We start from the raw sequence: 23072 nt of genomic DNA, 5'->3' as shown, positions 1-23072 counted from the left end.
CGCACATCGGGGCCGCTCAATACGCGTCGTGCAGGCGGATCCACTCGTAGGGCGGTCGCTGGGGCCACCCGGCGGGCGAGTCCTCCCAGGTCTCCTGACGGCCGTACGGGGTGAGGTCGAGCAGGTCGAACACGACCATGAACGGTTCCTCGCCGCGTTTGTAGGTCGACCAGGTGTGGAACACCCGGTCCCCGTCGCGCAGGAACACGCTGATGCCGTGGCGCTCCTCCCCGTCGACCGTCACGTGGAAGTCCTCGTTGAACGTCGACGCGCCGGAGGACACCCACGGCAGATCCCAACCCATCCGGTCACGGAAGGCGAGCAGCTTGCCGAGCGGTGCACGGGACACCAGCACCAACGAGGTGTCCTTGGCGTGCAGGTGCGACAGCGGGCCGAGGTGGTCGGCCATCATCGAGCAGCCCTCACAACCCTGCTCCCAGTCGCGGCCGAACATGAAGTGCTGCACGATCAGCTGGCGCCGGCCGTCGAACAGGTCGATCAGGCCGACCGGGCCGCTCTCGGTGTCGAACACATACGGTTCGACCACCTCGACCATGGGCAGGCGGCGCCGCGCCGCACTCACCTCGTCCTTCAGCCTCATCAGCTCCTTCTCCCGAACCAGCAGTTCGGCGCGGGCGTGCTCCCACTCCGAGCGCGAGACGATCGGAGGAAGGTGGTCGGCGGCCATGGGCTACACCCGGTCTTTCACCACGTCGGCGATCCGGGTCAGCTGCTCGACGTCCGAGCTGGTCGGGATCAGGTGCACCTCGTCGGTACCGATCCGCTCGAACTGCTCGAGCACCGCGAGCAGATCGTCCTCGGTGCCGGCGAACCCCGTCGCCGGGGCCATCGCGTCGACGTACTCACCCGGGATCCAGTTCATGTAGCGGCGCAGATGCCGATGCACCTGCGCCCGCGCCTCGTCCCGGTCACCGAGGGCGAACCAGAACGACGTCGCCAGGTGTGGCCGCGGTTTACCCGCGTCCGCCCAGGCGGTGCGCGCGACGTCGAACAACTCGTTCTGCTTGACCGGGTCGAGGTCGAGGATGGTGCCGGCCATGCCGTCGGCCCACGCCGCCGCGCTGCGCACCGTCTTGGGTCCGATGGTGCCGACCAGCAGCGGCGGGCCACCCACCTGCACCGGCGGCGGCCCCACCGGCAGCACCGACTCTGTCACCTTCTCCCCCGCCCAGACCCGCTTCATCACCGCGACCCGCTCCGCCAGCTGCCGCATGGTCTGCGTCGCCGGATCCGCGCCGACCGCCTCGTAGTCCTCGTGCCTGCCGCCGACGCCGATCCCCACCGTCAACCGGCCACCGCTGATGAGGTCTCCGGTCGCGAGCGCCTTGGCGAGCATGACCGGATCGTGCAACTGGGGCACGATCACCGTCGTCACCAACCGGACGCGCTCCGTCCACGCCGCCACCGCACCGAGCAGGGTCAGGCTCTCGGGGTTGTCGAAGGCGATCCGCTCACCCCAGCACAGCGCGGAGAACGGCCCCTCGTCGATCACCCGGGCCCACGCGCGCAGCGTCGCGGAGTCGAGATCGGGTTCCATCACCGGCAGGGTCATTCCGATTCGCACCCCGCGATTCTGGCATTCGGGGGTTAACCCCCGGCGAGCTCGGCGGAAAACGCTGTGTCGCAGCGGACGCGCACTCCATAGGTTGGACACATGGTCGCAGTCACCGCCAGCCCCCCACCCGCGTCCGTCGCGGTCAATGACACCACGTCACCACCCCGCACCGTCGGCATCGTGCCGACGGCCTCCATGGTGATCGGCGCCGCCATCGGCGTGGTGTGGTTCTGGATCCCGTTGGGCCTGCTGGTACTCGGCACCTCCTCGATCCCGTCGGTCATCGGATTCATCTTGGCGGCAGTCGTTTTCATCTACCTGGTCCGCGGGGTCGACTGGGTCGAGCGCGTCCGCAGCGAAGCGGTGTTCGGGATGCGGATCGGGCGCCCGTTCCGGCGGATGACCCAGTACACCGGATTCCAGGGTTGGCTGCACCAGCTGTGGCTGGACGTCAGCAGCGCCCGGTTCTGGAAGACGTTCGCCCACCACTACCTGCGGATGATCTACGACATCCTGGCCACCGCGCTGGCGTTGGCGCTCCTGGCGTTCGGGTTCCTGGCGCCGGCCGCCGCCCTCGCCATCGACCACAGCGACGATGCGGCGGGTCTGTCGTTCCTCCCGCCGGCACTCGCGTGGCCGCTGGCCGTGGTGGCGGTGGCCGCGTCGGTCGCGATCCTGATCTTCGCGCCCGCACTCGACGCGATCATCGACCGCTGGCTGCTCACCCCGTCTCCCACCGCGACGCTGAAGTATCAGGTCAGCGCGCTCAGCGACGCCCGGGCGGGCGCGGTGTCGTCGGCCCAGACCGAACGTCACCGCATCGAGCGGGATCTGCACGACAGCGTCCAGCCGCGGCTGGTGTCGCTGGCCATGGCGATCGGCCTGGCGCAGACGAAACTCGACAGCGATCTGCCCGCGGCCAAACAGCTGATCGCCGAGGCGCACGACGAGGCGAAGAACGCTCTGGTCGAACTGCGCAACGTGGTGCGGGGTATCGCGCCGACGATCCTGGCCGACCGCGGGCTCGACGCGGCGTTGTCCGCCGTCGTGCAGCGGGCCGACAACTCGGGTGTGCCCACGACGTTGAACCTGCACCTGCCGCGGCGCCTGCCCGAGGAGACCGAATCCGTCGCCTATTTCGTTGTCGCCGAGGCCCTCACGAACGTCGCCAAACACGCCGGGGCCAGCCAGGCCGTTGTCACCGTCCGGTACGACGAGCCGTCGAACTCGCTGTACGTCTCCGTCTTCGACGACGGCCGCGGCGGTGCGGCGATCGCCGACGACGACAACGCCACCGGCCTGCGGGGGCTCGACGAACGGGTGCGCGCAGCGCGCGGCACGTTCACCGTGTCCAGCCCGACGACCGGGCCCACCATCGTCACCGCGGTGCTGCCATGCGCATCGTGATCGCCGAGGACTCCGCGCTGCTGCGCGCCGGAATCGAGCGCATCCTCGCCGACGCCGGCCACGAGGTGGTCGCCGGAGTTCCCGACGCCACCAACCTGTTACGACTGGTCAACGAGACCCGGCCCGATCTGGCGATCCTCGACGTCCGGATGCCGCCGACCTTCACCGACGAGGGCATCCGCGCCGCCGCGCTGCTGCGCAGCCAGAACCCGGAGTCCCCGGTCCTGGTCCTGTCGCACTACGTCGAGCAGCGCTACGCCGCCGAGTTGATCGCCTCGGACACAAAGGGTTTCGGCTACCTCCTGAAGGACCGGGTGGCCGACGTCCCGGCATTCCTCGACGCGGTCGAGGTCGTCGGCCACGGCGGTACGGTGCTGGATCCGGAGGTGGTCTCCCAGATCCTGGTGCGGTCACACCGGCGCGCGGCACTCGACCAGTTGACTCCCCGTGAGCACGAGGTGCTCCAACTCATGGCGGAGGGCAAGACGAACTCGGCGATCGCGAGCGGGATGCACATCTCGGTCGGATCGGCCGAGAAGCACATCGCCTCGATCTTCACGAAATTGAACCTCGCCCCCGACGAGACCGAGAACCGCCGCGTGCTGGCCGTCCTGCGGTTCCTCGAATCCTGAACGTGCGGAAGGACTTCCGATGACAACCATCGCTCCCCCACCCCCACCCCCCGCCCCGGTCGGTCCGCCGCCCGAGCTGTCCCCCGGCGGACGGACCGCATTGCGGGGTGTGCTCATCGCCGCCGCAACCATCCTCGTGGTCGCCGCTGTCGCGGCGCTCGGGGTGGCGGCGTGGGGTCTGAGCACGGTGCGGGTGCTCAGCGACAGCCACGCGCTGCCCTCGGCGATGCGGTCGCTGGTGATCGACACCGCCGACATCCCGGTGGCCGTGCGCATCACCAGTGATCCACGGGCCGAGGAGGGCCGCGCGAACCTGCGCCTGGTGAATACCGCGAGCAGCGGGGAACACCGACTCGCGATGACCACCACCGGGCCGGAGACCCGGATCGTCCTCGAGGGCCGCCCGTCGAGGACGTTCGGCTGGGCCCGGGGCGGGGAGATCACGGTGACACTGCCGCCCGAACAGGCGCGCCGCCTCAGCGTGCGCACCCAGCAGGAGACCGGGGTGGTGCTCGCCCAGGCCGACATCGACCAACTGACCGCGCGCACCACGCACGGCGCGGTCGTGCTGAGCGGGTCGGCCCGCCGGGTCGAGGTGCAGACCGCAGACGGGGCCGTGACGGCGCGGGATCCGATCTCGGTGCGGGAACGGTTCTCGGCCACCACATCCGAGGGCGACATCGCCGTCGACTTCCGCGATGCGGCGCCGCGCACCGTGGAGGCGATCAGCCGCGACGGAGACATCGTGCTCGGGCTGCCCGACCGCGGTCCCTATCTGGTGCGCGCACAGTCCGGCGATTCGACGCGGGTGCGGGTGCCGGAGACCTCCGATCCCGCCGATGCGACGAGTGAGATCACCGCGCGCACGGACAACGGCAGCGTCGTGATCGAGGAGAGCGACGACGGCTGGCGCCGCTGAGGGCATCGATCCTGCCAACCGCCGGTCAATCGCTGCCAGCGGAAATGATTGCCCTGACGTGCTGGTTTGAGGAGACAGAGAACAAAGAAACCGTCCGAACCGCGACGACCGCCACGGCTCGAACACCACCGGAGAGAAGTGAGAGAAATGACGAAGTTCGCAGCCACCACCCTGTTCGCCGGCGCCGCCGCCACCGCCTTCTTCGGACTGGCCGCCCCCGCCCAGGCCGCCCCGGCCGGACCGGGCAACGCCCAGAACACCATCGAGCAACTCGACGACCGCGGCTACGCGGTACGGGTCAACCATCAGGGCATGGTCAAGCCGCTCGATGAGTCCAGCATCGTCGCGGTGCGTTACGACAACGACGACCGCGTCGTCTACGTCACCGTCCGCTGACGCGGCCCACCTGCTTCACTGAGTGGACATGTCCGTCACGTTCAACCACACGATCGTCGCCGCGAAGGACCGCCAGCAGTCGGCCGACTTCTTCACCGAACTGTTCGGACTCCCCGCCGCCCGGGAGTTCGGCCCGTTCCTCGCCGTGGAACTCGAGCACGGCGTCAGCCTCGACTACGCGCAGGTGTCCTCCGGCGAGGACGTCCGGCCACAGCACTACGCATTCCTGGTGTCCGAGGACGAGTTCGACGCCATCTACGGCCGCATTCAACAGCGCAACCTGCAGCACTGGGCGGATCCGCACGGCCGGCAGCCGGGAGAGATCAACCACCACGACGGCGGCCGCGGCGTCTACTTCCAGGACCCCGCCGGGCACTACCTCGAGATCATCACCCGGCCGTACGGGTCGGGTGCTCAGACCTTCTCGTAGGGAACCGGATCAGGTGCCTCATCTGTGCCGGGGGTCACGGTGCCGTTGATCGGACAGCGCGCGGTCTCCGGGACCTTGATCAGCGCCAGCGCACCGATCACACACGCGGCCATCATGTAGTACGCCGGGAACAGCACATCGCCGGTGGTGTTGGTGAGCCATTCGTTGACCGCCGGTGCGGTGCCGCCGAAGAGTGAGGTCGACACGTTGTAGGCGATCGCGAATCCGGCGTAGCGCACCTGGGTGGGGAACATGGCCGGGAAGGTGGCCGAAATGGTCGCCAGCTGCGGTACGTAGAGCAGCCCCAACACCGCGAACCCGATCACCGCCCCGGCCAGGTTGGTGCCCATCAGCAGGAACATCGGCACACCGGCCACGAAGAGGCCGATCAGCGAGAACCACCACAGGGGTTTGCGCCCCACCCGATCGCTCAGCAGGCCGACGAACGGCACGAACACCATCATCGCCAGCATGCCGATGATCGGTACGAGCAGCGACTGGTCCGCCGACAGCCCGATCTGGGTCTCCAGATAGGTCGGCATGTAGCTGAGCAGCGTGTAGTTGACGACGTTCAGCGCCACGACCATGCCGCCGAGCTTCAGGATCGGCCGCCAGTAGCGGGCGAGCAGATCGCGGAACGCCGCGGTCACCTGAGGCTCGGCCTCACCCTTCTCCTCGAGTTCACGGAAGACCGGGGTGTCTTCGAGCCGCGACCGCAAATAGACGCCGACGAGTCCGAGTGGGGCGGCGAGCAGGAACGGCAGCCGCCAACCCCAGTCGTGCATCTGGTCGTCGCCGAGCACCAGAGAGCAGCCCAGCATGAGCAACGCACCGATCGCGAACCCGCCGAGGGTCCCGAATTCGAGGAAGCTGCCGAGCAGTCCACGGCGGCGGTTCGGGGCGTATTCGGCCATGAACGTGGCGGCGCCGCCGTACTCGCCTCCGGTGGAGAAGCCCTGGATCATCCGCAGGAGGACCAGCAGGAAGGGCGCCCACATCCCGATGGCGGCGTATGTGGGCACCAGCCCCACGCAGAAGGTCGCGCCGGCCATCAGCACGATCGTGATCGCGAGCACCCGCTTGCGGCCGAGGCGGTCGCCCAGCGGGCCCCAGACGAAGCCACCCAGCGGTCTGACCAAGAACGACACCGCGAACGTCATCAGCGCGAGCAGCGTCGCGCGCCCGGCCTCCCCGGGGAAGATCGCCGCGGAGATGTAGCTGACGCCGTAGGCGTAGATGCCGTAGTCGAACCACTCGGTCGCGTTGCCGATCGCGGACGCGGCGATCGCCTTCTTCACGACTCCAGGGTCGGGGTGGCCGTCGGCGGTGGTCGGTCGATCATCTTGCCGATCATGTTCGGAATCCACAGGTTCCTCTCGCTGGTCGGCAACCGACGTTACCGCTCCGCGTTTTCACCATCCGAGGGGCCTGCGGACGCCTCGTCGTCGTCGTCCGCCGAATTCTTGACCTTCGGTTCGAGGGCCACGCTCCATGACCGCCGGTGCGGGGTACGTGCCTGCTGCTGGCCGGCGGACGGCCGCAGCGCAACCACATTGCCGATCGCCCGGCGAAGCCCGGGCGGCCCTTCGACGCGCAGGAAGTCGCCGATACGCCCGGCGCGGTAGCGCAGCGGGGAGCCGAGCAACTCGCCCATCACGACACCGGCCCCGATGGCCAGTGCGATGGCGGCGGCACCCAGCGCCTGGGCAATCCCACCGGGGATGTTGCGGTCGACGGCGAAGAAGAACACCGCACGGAACACCGCGAGGCCCGGCAGCATCGGGGTGATGCCCGCGGTGGCGGTGACCAGGGCCGGAGCCTGCCGGCGAATCGAGATCAGGGTGGCCAGCAAACCGACGCCGACGGCGGCGGTCCCGGTGGCGACCACCCCGCCGACCCCGGCTGCGCCCAAACCGATCAGCACCGCCTCCGCCAGGCCCGCCGCGACACCGGCGGTGAGCACCGAGCGCAACCGCGCATAGCTGGCGATCGTCAGGCAGGCGCCGGCAAGCGCGGCGCCCAGCACCGCGAGCAGGATCGGCACCGGCCGGGTCGGCATCACGAACGACTCCGTGGCGTCGACGTGGAGCTCGATCTGGATCCCGGCGAGCGCGGCGACCTGCAGCCCGGCCAGGATGCCGACGACGATGCCCGCGGTGAGGAACAGGACGTCACCGAGGCGGGCCACCGCGGTGACCATGTAACCGGTCAGCGCGTCCTGCACCGAACCCACCAGGGTCAGACCCGCCAGCAGCATGACGATCCCGGTCGCCACCAGGGCGGTGGGCCCCACCCCGGCGTAGAGGTACGCCGCGACGGCGATCATCGTCGCGATGAACGCGCCCGCCGCCTGCTGGAAGAAGAACGGCGTGCCCCACCGGTTGAGCACCCGGCCGACCCGATCGATCAGCGCCGAGGAGACCGCGGCCAGGATCCAGGTCAACCAGCTTCCGCCGAGCAGCATCGCGATGCCCAGGGCGAAACCGGCCCACCCCGCGGTGGCGACCCAGCGTGGATACGGGTGGGGCCGCTCGGTCAGCTCGTCCATCGCCTCGTGGGCCTCGTCGACCGATACGCCGCCGGAGGTGATCCGCCGGACGAGCAGGTCGAGTTCGGCGAGCCGCGAGTAGTCGGTCGAGCGTGCGTGGACTGCCCGCACGATCGTCACCGGCGGGCTGTCGGCGGTCGGCAGCGCCGATACGAAGATGGTGGTGACGAAGACGTCGACGACACAGTCGGTGAGCTGGTAGGCCTGCGCGACGTCCTGCGCCGTCGCGACGACGTCGGCGGTACCCGACCCGGAGGACAGCATCACCTCGGCGAGGCGGACGGTCAGGTCGAGGACCTTGCGGGTGTGCCGCTCGCTCAGCCCACCCGACACCCGCCGGCGCTGGCCCGCACCCGATGCCGGGTCGCGTCGGCCCCGCAGCGCGAGATTCAGTGCGCGCCGACGCCGGGGCGGTCCGTCAGATCGTTCGGAATCCACTGCCACGACGATACTGATGCCGCGAATGAGCTCAGGTGCAGACTATTTCGAGTCCACGCGGTGGTGGTGGCCGCGTTTGCGCTCCTGGTCGAGGTAGTCACCGGCCATCGACGCCACGTGCGCAGGCAGCGCACCGGACGCCACGTCGGCGAGGCTGGTCTGTTCGAGCACCGAACGCATGCTGGCCCGCAGCGCGCGCCACACATCGGTCAGCGCCGCGGTCGGGCCGGAGTACGGCAGGTCGCCGAGGCCGATGTCGCGCACGCTGGCCAACGGGCCGTCGATGCAGCGCAGGACGTCGGCGATGCTGATGTCGGCGGCCGGCCGGGCGAGTTCGTAACCGCCGTCGCGGCCGCGCTGGCTGCGCACCAGCCGGTCGGTGCGCAGATCGGAGAGGATGTCGACGAGGAACTGCGCCGGAATCCCCTGGGCTTTCGCGAGGTCGTCGGTTTTGACCAGCACACCGTCGTCGGCGGTGGCCAGCTGCACCATGGCCCGGACGGCATACTCCGCCTTGGCCGACATCCGCATGATCTGAGGCTAGTCCGGGATGTCCTGCGAACTGGGCACCACCACCGCGAACAGGTCGGCCATCCCGGCCAGACTGGCTGCCTGCATCGCTGCGGCGGGCACGGTGTCGTCGCTGCCGAGGCCCGGCAGCGCGCGGGTCGCGGTCGCCGAGGCCACCACCGTCGGCGCGTAGCCGAGGTTGAACGCGCCGCGCGCGGTGGAGTTCACACACATGTGGGTCATGAAGCCGGCCAGCACGAGGTTCGAGGCGCCGACGGCCTTGAGCCGGTCGTCGAGGTCGGTCTGCACGAACGAGTTCGGGTACTGCTTGACCACGACGGGCTCACCCTCACGCGGGGCGACGATGGGCACGATCGCCCCGGTCTCACCCTCGATGTCGTAGAGCGAATCCGGTCCGTCCGAATGCTGGATGTGGATGACCGGGATCCCGGCGGACCGCGCCCGCTCGAGCAGCGACGCCGCCTCCTCCAGCGCGGCCTGGACGCCCTCGAGTTCCATCACACCGCGGGTGTAGGTGTTCTGGCAGTCGATGAGCACCAGGGTGGACTGGGAGAGGTTGACCGGCTGCTGGGGCAGATCGGCCAGGACGCGCAGGGTTGGATTCGCCACGTCCGCGAGCCTACTCAGCGGGTGACGGCCAGCACCGCCTCGGCCAGTTCCGGACGGCACACCACCAGATCGGGCAGCTTGGGGTCCTCGCGGTTGTAGATCAGCGGTGAGCCGTCGATGCGGGAGCAGTGCAGTCCGGCGGCGCGGGCCACCGCGACCGGCGCGGCCGAATCCCACTCGTACTGTCCGCCCGCGTGCACGTAGACGTCCGAGAGCCCTTGCATGATCGAGGCGACTTTCGCTCCGGCCGAACCCATTTCGACGAGCGTGCCACCGAGTGCGTCACGCACCGCGAGCGCGATGGCGGGTGGGCGGGTGCGCGACACCACGATCCGCGGTGGCCCGTCGAGCGGCCTGGGGGCGGCGACGTCGGGGGTGGCCAGCGTGGTGTTCTGCGCGGGCAGCGCGACCGCCCCGGCCACCAGTTCACCGGACTGCCACAGCGCCACATGGACCGCCCAGTCGTCGCGGTCGAGTTCGGAGAACTCCCGGGTGCCGTCGAGGGGGTCGACGATCCACACCCGCTGCGAGCGCAGCCGCACGGGGTCGTCGGCACCTTCCTCTGACAGCACCGCGTCACCCGGCCGTTGCTCGTTGAGTTCGGCCATCAGGAAATCGTGAGACCGCTTGTCGCCGGCCGCTTTCCGCTCCTCGGCCGAGGTGTCGGCGAACTCCGCACGCACGTCGAGCAGCAGGTCGCCCGCCCGGGTGGCGAGCCGGGCGGCCAGCTCGTGATCGTTCACCGGCTGCCGTCCAGCATGTCGATGACCAGCTGGGCCAGGTCGTCGACGTCGCGGTCCGGGGTCAGCCGCAGGTCCGGGTTCTTCGGGCGCTGGTAGGGGCTGTCGATCCCGGTGAAGTGGGTGATCTCACCGGCGCGCGCCTTGGCGTAGAGGCCCTTGGGGTCGCGCCGTTCGCAGTCCTCCAGCGGGGTGTCGCAGAACACCTCGAAGAAGTCGTAGCCCTGGTCGACGTGTACCGCGCGCGCGAGTTCGCGATGCTCGGCGAGCGGGCTGATCGCAGGAACCAGCACGGTCAGGCCGGAATCGGCCATCAGCGTCGCGATGTGGGCGAGCCGCCGCAGGTTCTCCGCCCGGTCGGCCATCGAGAAGCCGAGGTCGGCGTTGAGGCCGTGGCGCAGATTGTCACCGTCGAGAACATAAGCGGGACAACCCCGTTCGAGGAGCTTCTGCTCCACCCGCACCGCCACCGAGGATTTGCCGGAGCCCGAAAGCCCGGTGAACCACACGGTGCGGCCCCTGGAGAGCCGGTCCTTGGCGCTGACCAGCGACTGATGGCGCACGGTGTTCGGGGTGGCGGTGCGCGCGGCCACCGGGGTGGTGTCGCGGACCATGCCCGCGGCGACCGTGCCGTTGGTGTCCGGGTCGATCAGGATGAACGAGCCCGTGGCGGCGTTGCGGGAGTACTCGTCGAGCAGCAGCGGCTGCTGGGTGCGCAGCGTGACCCGGCCGAGTTCGTTGAGCTTGAGCGCGGTGGCCGATTTGTCGCGGTGCAGGGTGTTGACGTCGAGGCGGTAATCGAGCGACGCGACACGGGCGCGGGTGACCCGGGTGGTGTGCTTGATCAGGTATTCGCGGCCGGGTTCGAGCGCCGAGGCGTCGGCCATCCAGCAGACGGTCGCGTCGAACTCGTTGGACACGTGCGGCTGGTTGTGGACGCGGGCGATCACGTCGCCGCGGCTGATGTCGATGTCGTCGGCCAGGCTGACCGACACCGCCATCGGCGGGAACGCCTCGCCGACCGGACCGGTCGGCGAGTCGATCGCGGTGATACTGCTGGTCTTACCGCTGGGCAGCACGACGATCTCGTCGCCGACGCGCATCACGCCGCTCGCAACGGTGCCGGCGTAGCTGCGGTGGTCGGCGTGGTCGCGGGTCTGCGGGCGGATGACGTACTGCACCGGGAAGCGGACGTCGGTGAGGTTGCGGTCGCCGGCGATGTAGACCTCTTCGAGGTGGCTCAGCAGCGCGGGCCCGTCGTACCACGGGGCCTTGTCCGATTTGGTGACGACGTTGTCCCCGAGCAGCGCCGACATCGGGATGGTGGTGACGTCGTGGATGTCCAGACGTGCGGCGAAGGCGTGGAACTCGTCGCGGATGTCGTTGAACTTCTCCTGATTCCAGTCGATCAGGTCCATCTTGTTGACCGCGAGCACGATGTGCTGCACGCCGAGAAGCGACGCCAGGAACGCATGCCTACGCGACTGTTCGAGCAGCCCGTGGCGGGCGTCGACGAGGACGATCGCCAGCTGCGCGGTCGACGTGCCGGTCACCATGTTGCGCGTGTACTGCAGGTGGCCGGGGGTGTCGGCGATGATGAATTTCCGCTTGGCCGTGGCGAAGTAGCGGTAGGCCACGTCGATCGTGATGCCCTGTTCCCGCTCGGAACGCAGGCCGTCGGTCACCAGTGCGAGGTCGGTGTAGTCGTTACCGCGTTCCTTGGAGGTGCGCTCGACGGCGGCGAGCTGATCCTCCATGACGGCCTTGGAGTCGTAGAGCAGCCGGCCGATCAGCGTCGACTTACCGTCGTCGACGGACCCGGCGGTGGCGATGCGGAGCAGCGTGGTGGTTTGCGTCATCAGAAGTACCCCTCGCGCTTACGGTCTTCCATCCCGGCCTCGGAGATGCGGTCGTCGGCGCGCGTCGCACCGCGCTCGGTCAGCCGCGACACCGCGGTCTCGGCGATGATGTCCTCCACCGTCGACGCGGTCGATTCGACGCACCCGGTGCAGGTGACGTCGCCGACGGTGCGGAACCGCACGCTGGTCTCGAAGACCTCTTCGTCGTCGCGCGGCTGCATGTACGGGTGCACGGCCAGCAGCATCCCGTCGCGCTGGAACACCGGACGGGTGTGCGCGTAGTAGATCCCCGGCAGCGTGATGCCCTCGGCGCCGATGTAGGCCCAGATGTCGTACTCGGTCCAGTTGGACAGCGGGAACACCCGGATGTGCTCACCCTTGCGGTGCCTGCCGTTGTAGATGTTCCACAGCTCCGGCCGCTGCGCCTTCGGATCCCACTGGCCGAACTCGTCGCGGAAGCTGAACACCCGCTCCTTGGCGCGGGCCTTCTCCTCGTCGCGGCGAGCGCCGCCGAACGCGGCGTCGAAGCGGTTCTCGCGGATGGCGCGCAACAGCGTGACGGTCTGCAGCGAGTTGCGCGAGGGCCCGTTGTCGACCACGCGGCCCGCGTCGATGTCCTCCTGCACCGAGGCGACGACCAGGCGGACGCCGTTTTCGGCGACCAGGCGGTCGCGCGTGGCGATGACCTCGTCGAAGTTGTGGCCGGTGTCGACGTGCATGACCGGGAACGGCAGACGGGCCGGCGCGAAGGCCTTGATCGCCAGATGCAGCATGACGATCGAGTCCTTGCCGCCGGAGAACAGCAGCACCGGACGCTCGAATTCGGCGGCGACCTCGCGGATGATGTGGATGGCTTCGGCCTCGAGCAGGCGCAGATGGCTCAGCTCGTATTGGCCCGGCTCCGGAGCGGCTACATGAGCGGCTGTCATCGGATTCCTCGTTAAGTTGGTTGATCTTGCCAGATTTACGCGGATTACCGAAAATTACCGGCGAGACGATGGCGGTGTCAAGGCGGCCCGAGCGCACGCCCCAGCAACGCGGAGATTGTCACCCCGTCGCGGTAGAGTCGAACGCATGTTCGATACGGTGTTTGCGGGGCTGGAGGAGTCCGCGCTTCTTGCTGCGATCGAGCAGTCCGCGCGTGAGGAGGCGCAGGCCGGGGCGCGGAAGTTGGCCGCGATCGCGGAGCTGGTGCATCTGACGGTGACCTGTGACGAGGAGTGCGACGGGTGGGTGTATGACTCGTGGGCTGCGGCCGCCTCCGAGGTCGGGGCGGTGTTGAACATCGGCCACAAGCGGGCGTCGGGGCAGATGCGGATCGCGGTCGCGCTGCGTGACCGGTTGCCCAAGGTCGCGGCGCTGTACCTGCAGGGCCGGTTGAGCGCCCGGTTGATCTCCGAGATCAGCTGGCGCACCCGCCTGGTCGACGACGAGCAGGTACTGGCGCTGGTGGATACGGCGCTGGCCGAGGCGGCGTTGCGGTGGGGGCCGTTGTCGGAGGCGCGGTTGACCCGTGCCCTCGATGCGCTGATCCACCGGTATGACCGGGATGCGGTGATCCGAGCCAAAGAGACCATCAAGACCCGCGACTTCCATATCGGATCCGGTGATGATCCCGACGAGTTGGTGTTGGTCTGGGGTCAGCTGCTGGGCTGTGACGCCGCGGCGTTGTCGGCGCGGATCACCGCGTTGCTCAAAGGGATCTGCGACAACGATCCGCGCAGCGTGGGTGAGCGGCGCTCGTGTGCGGTGGGCGCCATCGTCCAGGGCCACGACCATCTACCGTGCCGCTGCGGCTCCCCCGCATGCGCGGCAGCAGCGCCGGAGAAGTCGAATGTGGTGATCTCGGTGATCGCCGATCCGGCCGCAATCGAGGCGGCCCAGAAGCTGATCGCCGCCGAAGACCAACACCACGCCGAGCCCGACCCCACGCCCGAACCTGCCGGGTCGGAACCCGTCCCGTGCCCGCAGGATTCAGGGGTGGCGTTGCTGCCCGGGGTGAAGCTCCTGCCGATCGTGGCGTTGGCCGAGGCGATCCGCGGCGGGGCGGCGATCAAACCGTTGTGGCTACCCGGCCCGGACCCCGAACCGCACTACCGGCCCTCGGCCACGCTGGCCGCGTTCGTGCGCGCCCGCGACCTGTTCTGCCGCTTCCCCGGCTGCGACGTCCCCGCCGAGCGCTGCGACATCGACCATGTCATCCCGTGGCCGTACGGACCCACCCACGCGTCGAACCTGAACTGCAAATGCCGCACCCACCACCTGGGAAAGACGTTCTGGGCCGGCTGGCATGACGAACAATCACCTGACGGCACGGTGACCTGGACAACCCCGACCGGCAAGCGCCACACCACGGTGCCGGGCAGCCGGCTGTTCTTCCCCGAATGGGACACCACCACCGCCGAGTTACCGCCGCTGGAACAACCGCCCCCCGACCCCGACCGCACCGCGAAGATGCCCAAGCGACGACGCACCCGCGCCGCCGACAACGCCGCCCGCGTCAAAGCCGAACGCGAACGAGCGATGGCCGACCACGCAGCCAACGCGGACCCACCGCCACCCGCGCCGCACCCCAACTACGGCGACGACCCGCCACCGTTCTGACAGAACTCCGATGACATCGTCGGGGCGCCGCGGTCTAGACCGTCACCTCGGTCAGCCGTCCCGTCGCGACGTCGAAGACAAAGCCGCGCAACGACTCGTGCTTGGTGACGAACGGGCTGGCCTCGATCCGCCGGATGGATTGCCGCACATCCTCTTCCAGATCGCCGAAGGACTCGGCCGCCCACTCGGGTTTGATGCCGGTCTCGTCCTGGATCGACCTCTTGAACTCGTCGTCGGTGAAGGTCAGCATGCCGCAGTCGGTGTGGTGGATGAGGATGATCTCCTTCGTCCCGAGCAGCCGCTGGCTGATCGCCAGCGATCGGATCTCGTCGTCGGTGACCACACCGCCCGCGTTGCGGATGACGTGCGCTTCACCGTCGGCGAGGCCGAGGACCCGGTAGACGTCGAGCCTGGCGTCCATGCACGCCACCACCGCGACGTGCTTGCTCGGTGGCAGCGGCAACGGACCGGTGAAGGTCTTCGCGTACTCCTCGTTGTTCTTCAGGTACTCATCGGTGACCGACATGGCGCGACCATAGCAACAACCGTGGCTCGTGACACCGGTCAGAATCAGCCGGATTGCAGGTCGTAGACGGTCGCTCCACCAACCTGAACGGGGGTGAAGTTCTCCTGCACCCACGCGGTGATCTCCGCGGCGGTGCCGTCGCGCCCGAAGCCGGGTGGACCACCCCTGTCACTGCCGATGAAATACCGGACATCACCGTCGGCGACGTACTGCTGGAACTGCGCGAGTGTCGGCGAGGCGTCCGAGCCGGTGAACCCGCCGATCGCCATGATCGAGGCCCCGGAGTCCAACTGCAGACCCGCCGATCCCATCGACCCGACACTGGCTGCCGCCCAACGGCTGTCGACACCTCGGACCAGCTCCGCCACGGCGGCGTCGTCCCGGTCGCCGCGGGGGCCTCCCGGTGGCATTCCTCCGAAGGCGTCGCCGCGTGCGGGACCGGACATGGTGCCGGGACCACTCGCGGGGTGCGCCACGTTGTAGACCGCGAAGGCGGTGGGCGCGGCGAGGCCGGCCAGCGCCGCGGCGACGACGACGGCTGTCGCGGCCCGCTTCAGCCGGTGCGCACCGACCACCAGGATCGCCGCGACCAAAATCGCGAGCGCGAGCACCACCCAGCGCAGCCACGGCAGCCAGTCCGGGGTGCGGACGAGCAACACGAACGCCCAGACGCCCGTCGCCGCCATCATCGCGGCCAGCGCGAGGCGGGGCTGAAGGTAGCGCCTGCCGCGCCAGCACTCCACGACCGCGATGCCGACCAGCGCGGCCACCGCGGGCGACAGCGCCACCGTGTAGTACGGGTGGATCGTGCCGTCCATGAAACTGAACACGACGCCGGTGACCAGCAGCCACCCGCCCCACAGCAGCAGGCTCGCGCGTACCGCGTCGGTGCGCACGGCGCGGCGGGTGAACCAGATGCCGGCGGCCAGGCCGATCAGCGCCGCGGGCAGGAGCCACGAGGCCTCGACACCCATCGAATGCCCGAACAGGCGTCCGATCCCAGGCTCACCGCCGAAGAACAGATTCGCGCCGCGACCCGGTCCGTCCCCCGGACCGCCGCCGGGCCCGCCGCCCGGTCCCCCGCCACCGGCGATTCGCTGGATGCCGTTGTAGCCCAGGGCCAACTGCAGCAGGCTGTTGTCGGTCGAACCGCCGATGTAGGGACGCGACGACGCCGGCCACACCTCGACCAGAGCGATGAACCATCCCGCCGACACCACCATCGACACCGCGCCGACGGCGAGCGTGCCGATCCGCCGCCACAACGCCACCGGCGCCGCCACCAGGAACGCCAGCGCCAGACCGGGCATCACGAGGAAGGCCTGCAGCATCTTGGTGAGGAACGCGAACCCCAACGCGCAGCCGACGAGGACCATCCAGCGCGTACTCGCGGTCTCGATCGCCCGCACCATGCAGTACGCGGCGACGACGAGCAGCAGCACCAGCAGCGCGTCGGGATTGTTGAAGCGGAACATCAACGCCGCCACCGGCATCGTAGCCATCACCGCACCGGCGACCATCCCGGCGCCCGCACCGCTGACCCGTCGCACCGCGGCGAACAGCACCGCCACCGTCGCCACACCCATCAGCGCCTGCGGTAACAGCATCGCAAACGCGCTGAACCCGAACAACCTGGCGGACAACACCATCAGCCAGAGCGAAGCCGGTGGCTTGTCGACGGTGATGGAGTTGCCGGGGTCCAGCGACCCGAACAGCCAGGCCGTCCAGTTCTGGGTGCCGGCCTGCACGGCCGCGGCGTAGTATTCGTTGGCCCAGCCCGAGGAGCCCAGCCCCCACAGGTAGAGCACGGCGGTGGCGGCGAGCAGGGTGAGCAGCGCCGGCCGCTCCCAGCGCGCGCGGCCTCCGGAGGTGGCGGGCGCCGCCGCCGGTGGTGCCTCGGTGGTCACTGTCATTGGGGAGTCCTCGATGTCGGTGGGAGGTGAATTCAGCGGGTGCGCCGCGGGTGGAAGACCCAGCCGCGCAACAGAACGAACCGCATGACGGTCGCGGCGAGGTTGGCGGCCACCAGGACGCCGAGTTCGACCAACCGGTGCGGTTCGGCGGAGACGGAGTGCAGCAGAGCCAACGACCCGCTGGTGATGCCGAGCGCGATCGCGAACACGATGAAACCTTCGAAGTGGTGGCGCGCGGCGCCGCGGCGACCCGCGACGCCGAAGGTGAAGCGCCGGTTGGCCGCCGTGTTGCCGACCGCCGTCACCGCCAGCGCGATCAGGTTGGCGGCCTGAGCGCCGAGCCAGCCGCGGGTCAACATGAACAGCAGTAGATAGGCCAGCGTGGACACCACACCCACCGCCCCGAACCGGACGGCCTGGCGCAGCAGTGATCGGGGTGCCGCCGCCGACCGCGACGGCGCCAACTGGTCGGCGAGCAACTGCACCGGGATCGACCCGTTCGCGAATCCGCGCAGCAGTCGACCGATTCCCTTGAGGTCGGCGGTCGCGGTGGCGACGATGTCGACGCGGCTGTCGGGGTCGTCGACCCAGTCGACCGGGACCTCGTGGATGCGCAGACCGCTGCGTTCGGCCAGGACCAGCAGTTCGGTGTCGAAGAACCATCCGGTGTCGGAGACGTACGGCAGCAGCTGACGGGCGACGTCGGCGCGAATCGCCTTGAACCCGCACTGGGCATCGGAAAAGCCAGCGGCCAGAGTCGATTTCAGGATCAGGTTGTAGCACCGCGAGATGAACTCGCGCTTGGCGCCGCGCACCACGCGCGAACCGCGGCTCAGCCGGGTGCCGATCGCTAGGTCGGAGTGCCCGGAGATCAGGGAGGCGACCAGCGGTGCGAGGGCGGCCAGATCGGTGGACAGGTCGACGTCCATGTAGGCCAGCACCGGTGCGTCGGACTGCGACCAGACCGCGTGCAGGGCACGACCGCGGCCCTTCTCCTCGAGCCGCACCACCCGCACATCGGGCAGTTCGGCGGCGAGCTGCGCGGCGATCCGCGGGGTGGCGTCCACGCTGGCGTTGTCGGCGATGGTGATGCGGGCCGGGAACGGGAAGTGGTCATGCAGATGCCGGTGCAGGCGGCGCACCGACGCGGCCAGCGCGGCCTGCTCGTTGTAGACCGGTACGACGACGTCGAGCACCGGCACACCGGCGGCGCGGGCCGCCTCCACGACGTCGGGACGGGGCCCGAAGCCGGCGCGATCAGCGTCGAGTTCCACGGCGAGTTCTGTCATGAGAACCATGTTCGCGGCGCAGCGTGAGCCCAGGGTGGGGCCGAGCTATGCGCCCGCTGTGAGTCACGCCGGGGCCTCGGTGAGGTCGTAGACGACGACACCGTCGACGGTTCGCCCCGGGTAACGCGCCTGCACCCAGTCCGCGATGTCCGCGGCGGCCCGGCTGCCGCTCTGCTCGGCGCCGCGGCCGAAGCCGAGGGGTGAGCGGCTTTCGATGAAGTAGTGCACATCGCCGTCGGCGACGTGACGCTGGAACTGTTCGAGGGTGGGTGACGGATCGGTGCCGTTGAACCCGCCCAGGGCCATCACCGATGCGCCGCTTGCCAATTGGTAGCCGGCCGCGTTGTTCGACCCGACCACCGCGGCGGTCCACCGGTACGCGTGGGCGTCGCGGGCCAGCAGCGCGGTGAGCTGTTCACCGGGCTCGGGTGAGCTCAGCAGTCCGGGCGGTCCGCCGAAACCCCCGCGCGCCGGCCCCACCGACGGGATGGCGCCGGTGTGCGGGGCCGCCGCGGTGGCGACCGAATAGGCCGCGGGCGATGCGAGACACACCACGACGGCCAGTCCGGCGACGGCGCGGACGACACCGTCGGGCAGCCGGGCCGCCACGATCAGCAGCACCGCAGCACCCACTCCCCCGACCGCGACGGCCGCCCGCAGCCACGGCATCCAGTCGGCGTTGCGCGACAGCAGCACCGCGGCCAGCACCGCGGTGACGAGCACTGCACCGGCCATAGACACGGCACACCACGGTCGGGACCTGTTGCGCCACAGCAGGTGTGAGCCGATGCCGATGACCGCGGCGATCGCCGGTGCCAGCGCGACCGTGTAGTACGAGTGCACGATGCCGTTGGCGAAGCTGAACACCACGGCCGTCACGACCAGCCACCCGCCCCAGCTGAGCAGGGCCGCGCGGGTGGTGTCGGTGCGGGGTGTCCGGCGGGTGAGCAGCAGCGCGGCGCCGAGGCAGATCAGCGCCGCGGGCAGCAGCCACGCGATGTCGAGACCCATCCCGAAACCGAACAGCCGCCCCGCCCCGACGTCGTGGTTGAGGTTGCCCAGCCCACCCGGTTCGTCACCGGTGAGTCGGCCGAGACCGTTGTAACCCAAGGCCAGTTCGACGATGCTGTTGTGTTGCGATCCGCCGATGTAGGGCCGGGAGTCGGCCGGCCACAGCTCGGCGAGCAGCAGATACCAGCCGGCGGCCGCCACCATCGCCGCGGCCGCGCCGGCCAGGTCGAGGATCCGGCGGCCCACCGGACGGCTGCCGGCGAGCAGATAGGCCGCCACGAAACCCGGGAGCACGAGGAACGCCTGCAGCATCTTGGCCAGGAAGCCGAATCCGACGGCCACCCCGGCGGCGATCAGCCACCATCGGCGCGCATCGGGTTCGCAGGCCCGGGTCACGCAGTAGCCGGCCACGACGAGCAGCAGGACCAGCAGCGCGTCGGGGTTGTTGAACCGGAACATCAACGCGGCCACGGGGGTCACCGCGAGCACCGCGCCGGCCAGCAGCGCGGCGCCCGGTCCGCTGACACGCCGCACCGCCGCGTACAGCACCGCGACGGCGGCCACTCCCATCAGGGCCTGCGGCGCCAGGACGCTCCACGAGTTCAGCCCGAACACCCGTACCGACAGGTCCATCACCCACAGCGCCGCGGGCGTCTTGTCGACGGTGATGGCGTTGGCCGCATCGCTGGACCCGAACAGCATGGCCGTCCAGTTCTGGGACCCGGCCTGCGCGGCGGCCGAATAGAACGCGTTGGCCCATCCGCTGGCCGACAGGTTCCACAGGTACAGCACAGCGGTCGCGGCCAGCAGCACGCCGAGCCCGATCCTCGGCGACCAGACAGAGAATCGCGCTCTCGGGCGATCATTCGGGCGATTCTGCGTCTGCTCGGCGTCAAGGGTCAGGGTCACTCGACCCATGGTGGCCACCCGGACTAGGCGCCGGATTGGTCTTCCCTGTGTGTCAGCTGTGCGCCCGGCAGCCTCACGACGAATTCGGTGCGGCCCGGCGCGCTGTCCACCTCGATGGTCCCGCTGTGCGCCTTGACCACCGCCGCGACGATGGCCAGGCCCAGCCCGGTGCTGCCGCCGCGGCGCGACCGCGACGAGTCACCGCGGGCGAACCGCTCGAAGATCTCCGGCTGCAGCGACGGCGGGATGCCGGGGCCGTCGTCGGTCACGGTCAGCACGGCGCCGCCGTCGGCACCGACCGCCAATGCCGTGACGACGGTGGTGCCCGCCGGTGTGTGGACCCGCGCATTGGCGAGCAGGTTGCCCAGCACCTGATGCAGTCGCGCCTCGTCGCCGTCGACCACCACCGGCTCCTCGGGCAGCTCCAGCGACCAGACGTGGTCGGGACCGGCGGCGTGCGCGTCGCTCACCGCGTCGACGACCAACCGCGACAGGTCGACCGGCTCGCGCTCCAGGGGCCGGCCGTCGTCGAGGCGCGCCAGCAGCAGCATGTCCTCGACCAGGCGCGTCATCCGCGCCGTCTCGGATTCCACCCGGTTCATCGCGTGCGCGACGTCGCCGGGCAGCGCATCGGAATGCCGCTGCGCCAGTTCGGTGTAGCCGCGGATGGCGGCCAGCGGGGTGCGCAGCTCGTGGCTGGCGTCGGCGACGAACTGACGCACCCGGGTCTCGCTGGCGTGCCGCGCCGACAGCGCACCGGCGATCCGGTCGAGCATCCGGTTCAGCGACGTCCCGAGCTGGCCGACCTCGGTGTGCGCGCTCGCCGGGTCGACGGTGACGATCGGCGTGGGTAACCGCACCTCGCCGCGGTCGAGTTCGAGGTCGGCGACCTCGCGCGCGGCCGCCGACACCCGCGACAGCGGCGCCAACTGCCTGCGGATGATCCACACCCCCGCCGCGGTGGCGCCGATCAGCGCGATCGCCGCGACCACGCAGAAGATCACGAGCACGGTGAGCAGGGTGTCGTCGACGTCGGACATCGGCAGTCCGGTGACGATCACCTCCGCCGGACCCCGCGCCGGCAGCGCGATCACCCGGTACCGGCCGAGGCCGTCGAGTGTGAGGGTGCGTGGGACCTCGTCGGCGGGCACCCCGGCGAGCTGCCCGGCCGCGGCGCCGCTGACCTCGACGCGTTCGCCGTCGGCGGTGATGACACCGGCGTCGACGGCGGTGCCGCGGTCGACGACCGCACCGACCGTGCGCGCCGCTTGGCCCGGCGCGTTGAGGAACGCCGGCCCGGGTCCGCTGTCGTCGCGGATGATCCGCCGGTGCGGGAAGCCCGGCGGCGGCGGGAACCGCGGCGCGGGCAACATCAGCGGCGGTGGCGGCGGGCCGAACGCGAACAGGCCGACCGACCGGCGGGCCGTCTCGTCGAGCTGGGTGTCGAGCTGGTTGACCAGGAACCGCTGCAGCGCGAGTTCGGTGCCCACCCCGACCGCCGCGCACACCAGCGCGAGCAGCACGATCTGGGTGGCCAGCAGCCGTCCGCGCAGCGACCAGGTGCGCGGCGAGAACAACCGCGTGCGGCCGACCGGCTCAGCGGGCGGCGGGTTTGAGGACATAGCCTGCGCCGCGCAGCGTGTGGATCATCGGCTCGCGGCCGCTGTCGATCTTCTTGCGCAGATACGACACGTACAGCTCGACGATGTTGGACCGGCCGCCGAAGTCGTAGCTCCACACACGGTCGAGGATCTGCGCCTTGGAGAGCACCCGTTTGGAGTTGCGCATCATGAACCGCAGCAGTTCGAACTCCGTCGCGGTCAGCGTGATCGGGTCACCTCCGCGGGTCACCTCATGGCTGTCCTCGTCGAGCACCAGATCGCCGACGACGATCTTCGCCCCGCCGCTCTCGCTCACCCCGGTGCGGCGCAACAGCGCACGCAGCCGCAGCACGACCTCCTCGAGCGAGAACGGTTTGGTGACGTAGTCGTCGCCGCCGGCGGTCAGCCAGGCGATGCGGTCCTCGACCGAATCCTTGGCGGTCAGCAGCAGCAGCGGCAGTCCGGGAATCTGCTCGCGCAGCTTGGCCAGCACGTCGAGCCCGCTCATATCGGGCAGCATGACGTCGAGCACCACCACGTCGGGCGGGTTCTCCCGGGCCAGCGCGATCGCCGTCGCGCCGTCACCCGCGGTCGCGATGTCCCAGCCCTCGTAACGCAGCGCCATCGAGACGAGTTCGGCGAGCACCGGTTCGTCGTCGACGACGAGCACCCGCACCGGGTTGCCGTCGGCGCGGCGCATGACCGACCGGTCGGTGTCGGTCTGGTTCGGGCTCATGGTCTCCATTATTCGCACGGTCATGGGCCCGAACTGTGCGATGTCTATGCGCCCGCTGTGAACGCCTAGACGCGGAATTCACACCCCGCGCACAGCCGGCACCCACACTCCGGAAGCACAGTGGGTCCATGAGCACCGATCAGGTATGGGGTTCGCCCGGCGACGGGCGCTGGAGTCTGCGCGAGACCGCGGCGGCGATCGCCGCGGCCGCCGTCATCGCCGCGCTGGGCGGCGGCGCGATCTATGCGGCCACCGACGGAGGCGCCGGGGTGCCCGGCCCCGGCTCCCACCAGCCGTTCGGTCTGCCGCCCGGCGGTTTCGGCGGGCCGGGCGCCCCGCCGCCGCCACAGCCCTGAGCCTGCGGGCGGGGAGTTTTCTTCTACCCTCTAGCCCATGCA

22 protein-coding genes are annotated in these 23072 nt (G+C 69.8%); 7 read left to right on the top strand and 15 right to left on the bottom strand.

From position 1 onward, the window contains the following. Positions 1-16 precede the first annotated feature (16 nt). Together G6N49_RS03360 and G6N49_RS03355 are read right to left on the bottom strand one after the other, a co-directional pair. Positions 17-688 carry a DUF899 domain-containing protein gene (locus G6N49_RS03360; RefSeq protein WP_011856367.1) on the bottom strand — a complete coding sequence of 224 codons (672 nt, stop codon included), beginning with the start codon at positions 686-688 and terminating at the stop codon, positions 17-19. A 3-nt stretch (positions 689-691) separates the two neighbouring features. Then, the gene (locus tag G6N49_RS03355; protein WP_011856368.1) at positions 692-1573 is read right to left on the bottom strand and encodes an LLM class flavin-dependent oxidoreductase; all 882 of its coding nucleotides are present in this window, start codon (positions 1571-1573) and stop codon (positions 692-694) included. A gap of 102 nt (positions 1574-1675) precedes the next feature. Between G6N49_RS03355 and G6N49_RS03350 the strand changes: the two genes are divergently transcribed. From G6N49_RS03350 to G6N49_RS03330, 5 genes are all read left to right on the top strand, one after another. Beyond that, complete coding sequence (locus G6N49_RS03350) at positions 1676-2983, top strand: sensor histidine kinase (RefSeq protein ID WP_011856369.1); 1308 nt, start codon at positions 1676-1678, stop codon at positions 2981-2983. Continuing rightward, positions 2971-3615 (top strand): response regulator transcription factor, encoded by a 645-nt coding sequence (locus G6N49_RS03345; RefSeq protein WP_011768338.1) that lies wholly within the window; start codon positions 2971-2973, stop codon positions 3613-3615. The genes G6N49_RS03350 and G6N49_RS03345 overlap by 13 nt, the downstream gene beginning before the upstream one ends. 19 nt (positions 3616-3634) lie before the next feature. After that, the gene (locus G6N49_RS03340) at positions 3635-4534 is read left to right on the top strand and encodes a DUF4097 family beta strand repeat-containing protein (protein ID WP_011561290.1); all 900 of its coding nucleotides are present in this window, start codon (positions 3635-3637) and stop codon (positions 4532-4534) included. Between the two features lie 147 nt (positions 4535-4681). After that, entirely contained in the window at positions 4682-4930 is a 249-nt protein-coding gene (locus G6N49_RS03335) for a hypothetical protein (RefSeq protein WP_041309784.1), read from the top strand. Between the two features lie 28 nt (positions 4931-4958). After that, entirely contained in the window at positions 4959-5360 is a 402-nt protein-coding gene (locus tag G6N49_RS03330) for a VOC family protein (protein ID WP_011561292.1), read from the top strand. Here G6N49_RS03330 and G6N49_RS03325 read toward each other — a convergent pair. The 7 genes from G6N49_RS03325 to cysD are packed head-to-tail and all read right to left on the bottom strand — an operon-like array spanning position 5345 to position 13014. After that, complete coding sequence (locus tag G6N49_RS03325) at positions 5345-6727, bottom strand: MFS transporter (RefSeq protein ID WP_011561293.1); 1383 nt, start codon at positions 6725-6727, stop codon at positions 5345-5347. The genes G6N49_RS03330 and G6N49_RS03325 overlap by 16 nt on opposite strands. Positions 6728-6756: 29 nt before the next feature. Then, positions 6757-8346, bottom strand: a complete 1590-nt coding sequence (locus G6N49_RS03320; RefSeq protein ID WP_179967724.1) for a threonine/serine exporter family protein — start codon at positions 8344-8346, stop codon at positions 6757-6759. Positions 8347-8388: 42 nt separating this feature from the next. Next, positions 8389-8877 carry an Rrf2 family transcriptional regulator gene (locus tag G6N49_RS03315; RefSeq protein WP_011561295.1) on the bottom strand — a complete coding sequence of 163 codons (489 nt, stop codon included), beginning with the start codon at positions 8875-8877 and terminating at the stop codon, positions 8389-8391. Between the two features lie 9 nt (positions 8878-8886). Next, positions 8887-9486 (bottom strand): cysteine hydrolase family protein, encoded by a 600-nt coding sequence (locus G6N49_RS03310; protein ID WP_011561296.1) that lies wholly within the window; start codon positions 9484-9486, stop codon positions 8887-8889. Between the two features lie 14 nt (positions 9487-9500). Continuing rightward, entirely contained in the window at positions 9501-10229 is a 729-nt protein-coding gene (locus G6N49_RS03305; RefSeq protein WP_011856372.1) for a 3'(2'),5'-bisphosphate nucleotidase CysQ, read from the bottom strand. Continuing rightward, positions 10226-12085, bottom strand: a complete 1860-nt coding sequence (gene cysN / locus G6N49_RS03300; RefSeq protein ID WP_011856373.1) for a sulfate adenylyltransferase subunit CysN — start codon at positions 12083-12085, stop codon at positions 10226-10228. The genes G6N49_RS03305 and cysN overlap by 4 nt, the downstream gene beginning before the upstream one ends. Then, entirely contained in the window at positions 12085-13014 is a 930-nt protein-coding gene (cysD, locus tag G6N49_RS03295) for a sulfate adenylyltransferase subunit CysD (protein WP_064916471.1), read from the bottom strand. The genes cysN and cysD overlap by 1 nt, the downstream gene beginning before the upstream one ends. A 145-nt stretch (positions 13015-13159) precedes the next feature. Here cysD and G6N49_RS03290 point away from each other — a divergent pair, with 145 nt between their 5' ends. Next, positions 13160-14689: an HNH endonuclease signature motif containing protein gene (locus G6N49_RS03290; RefSeq protein ID WP_163647393.1), complete on the top strand. Its 1530-nt coding sequence runs from the start codon at positions 13160-13162 to the stop codon at positions 14687-14689. A gap of 34 nt (positions 14690-14723) precedes the next feature. On the opposite strand, the gene G6N49_RS03285 is transcribed toward G6N49_RS03290, so the two are convergent. The 6 genes from G6N49_RS03285 to G6N49_RS03260 form a co-directional block, all read right to left on the bottom strand. Further along, positions 14724-15215 carry a beta-class carbonic anhydrase gene (locus G6N49_RS03285; RefSeq protein WP_011561301.1) on the bottom strand — a complete coding sequence of 164 codons (492 nt, stop codon included), beginning with the start codon at positions 15213-15215 and terminating at the stop codon, positions 14724-14726. Between the two features lie 44 nt (positions 15216-15259). Continuing rightward, positions 15260-17128 carry an ArnT family glycosyltransferase gene (locus G6N49_RS03280; protein WP_011856376.1) on the bottom strand — a complete coding sequence of 623 codons (1869 nt, stop codon included), beginning with the start codon at positions 17126-17128 and terminating at the stop codon, positions 15260-15262. A gap of 32 nt (positions 17129-17160) precedes the next feature. After that, complete coding sequence (locus G6N49_RS03275; protein ID WP_110807736.1) at positions 17161-18417, bottom strand: bifunctional glycosyltransferase family 2/GtrA family protein; 1257 nt, start codon at positions 18415-18417, stop codon at positions 17161-17163. 63 nt (positions 18418-18480) lie between these two features. Further along, on the bottom strand, positions 18481-20346 hold the full coding sequence (locus tag G6N49_RS03270) for a glycosyltransferase family 39 protein (RefSeq protein WP_083045448.1): 1866 nt from the start codon (positions 20344-20346) through the stop codon (positions 18481-18483). A gap of 14 nt (positions 20347-20360) precedes the next feature. Then, a complete protein-coding gene (locus G6N49_RS03265; protein ID WP_011856379.1) occupies positions 20361-21959 on the bottom strand; it encodes a sensor histidine kinase in 1599 nt (532 codons plus the stop codon). After that, on the bottom strand, positions 21934-22638 hold the full coding sequence (locus tag G6N49_RS03260; RefSeq protein ID WP_179967823.1) for a response regulator transcription factor: 705 nt from the start codon (positions 22636-22638) through the stop codon (positions 21934-21936). Before G6N49_RS03260 ends, G6N49_RS03265 begins: the two co-directional genes overlap by 26 nt. 164 nt (positions 22639-22802) lie before the next feature. On the opposite strand from G6N49_RS03260, the gene G6N49_RS03255 reads away from it, so the two are divergent. Then, positions 22803-23030 (top strand): hypothetical protein, encoded by a 228-nt coding sequence (locus G6N49_RS03255; protein ID WP_064874241.1) that lies wholly within the window; start codon positions 22803-22805, stop codon positions 23028-23030. Positions 23031-23072: the final 42 nt, after the last annotated feature.

The sequence above is a fragment of the Mycolicibacterium monacense genome (assembly GCF_010731575.1).
Classification (GTDB): domain Bacteria; phylum Actinomycetota; class Actinomycetes; order Mycobacteriales; family Mycobacteriaceae; genus Mycobacterium; species Mycobacterium monacense.
The sequence above is the reverse complement of the archived record's forward strand: the minus strand, read 5'-3'. Positions and strand labels throughout refer to the sequence as shown.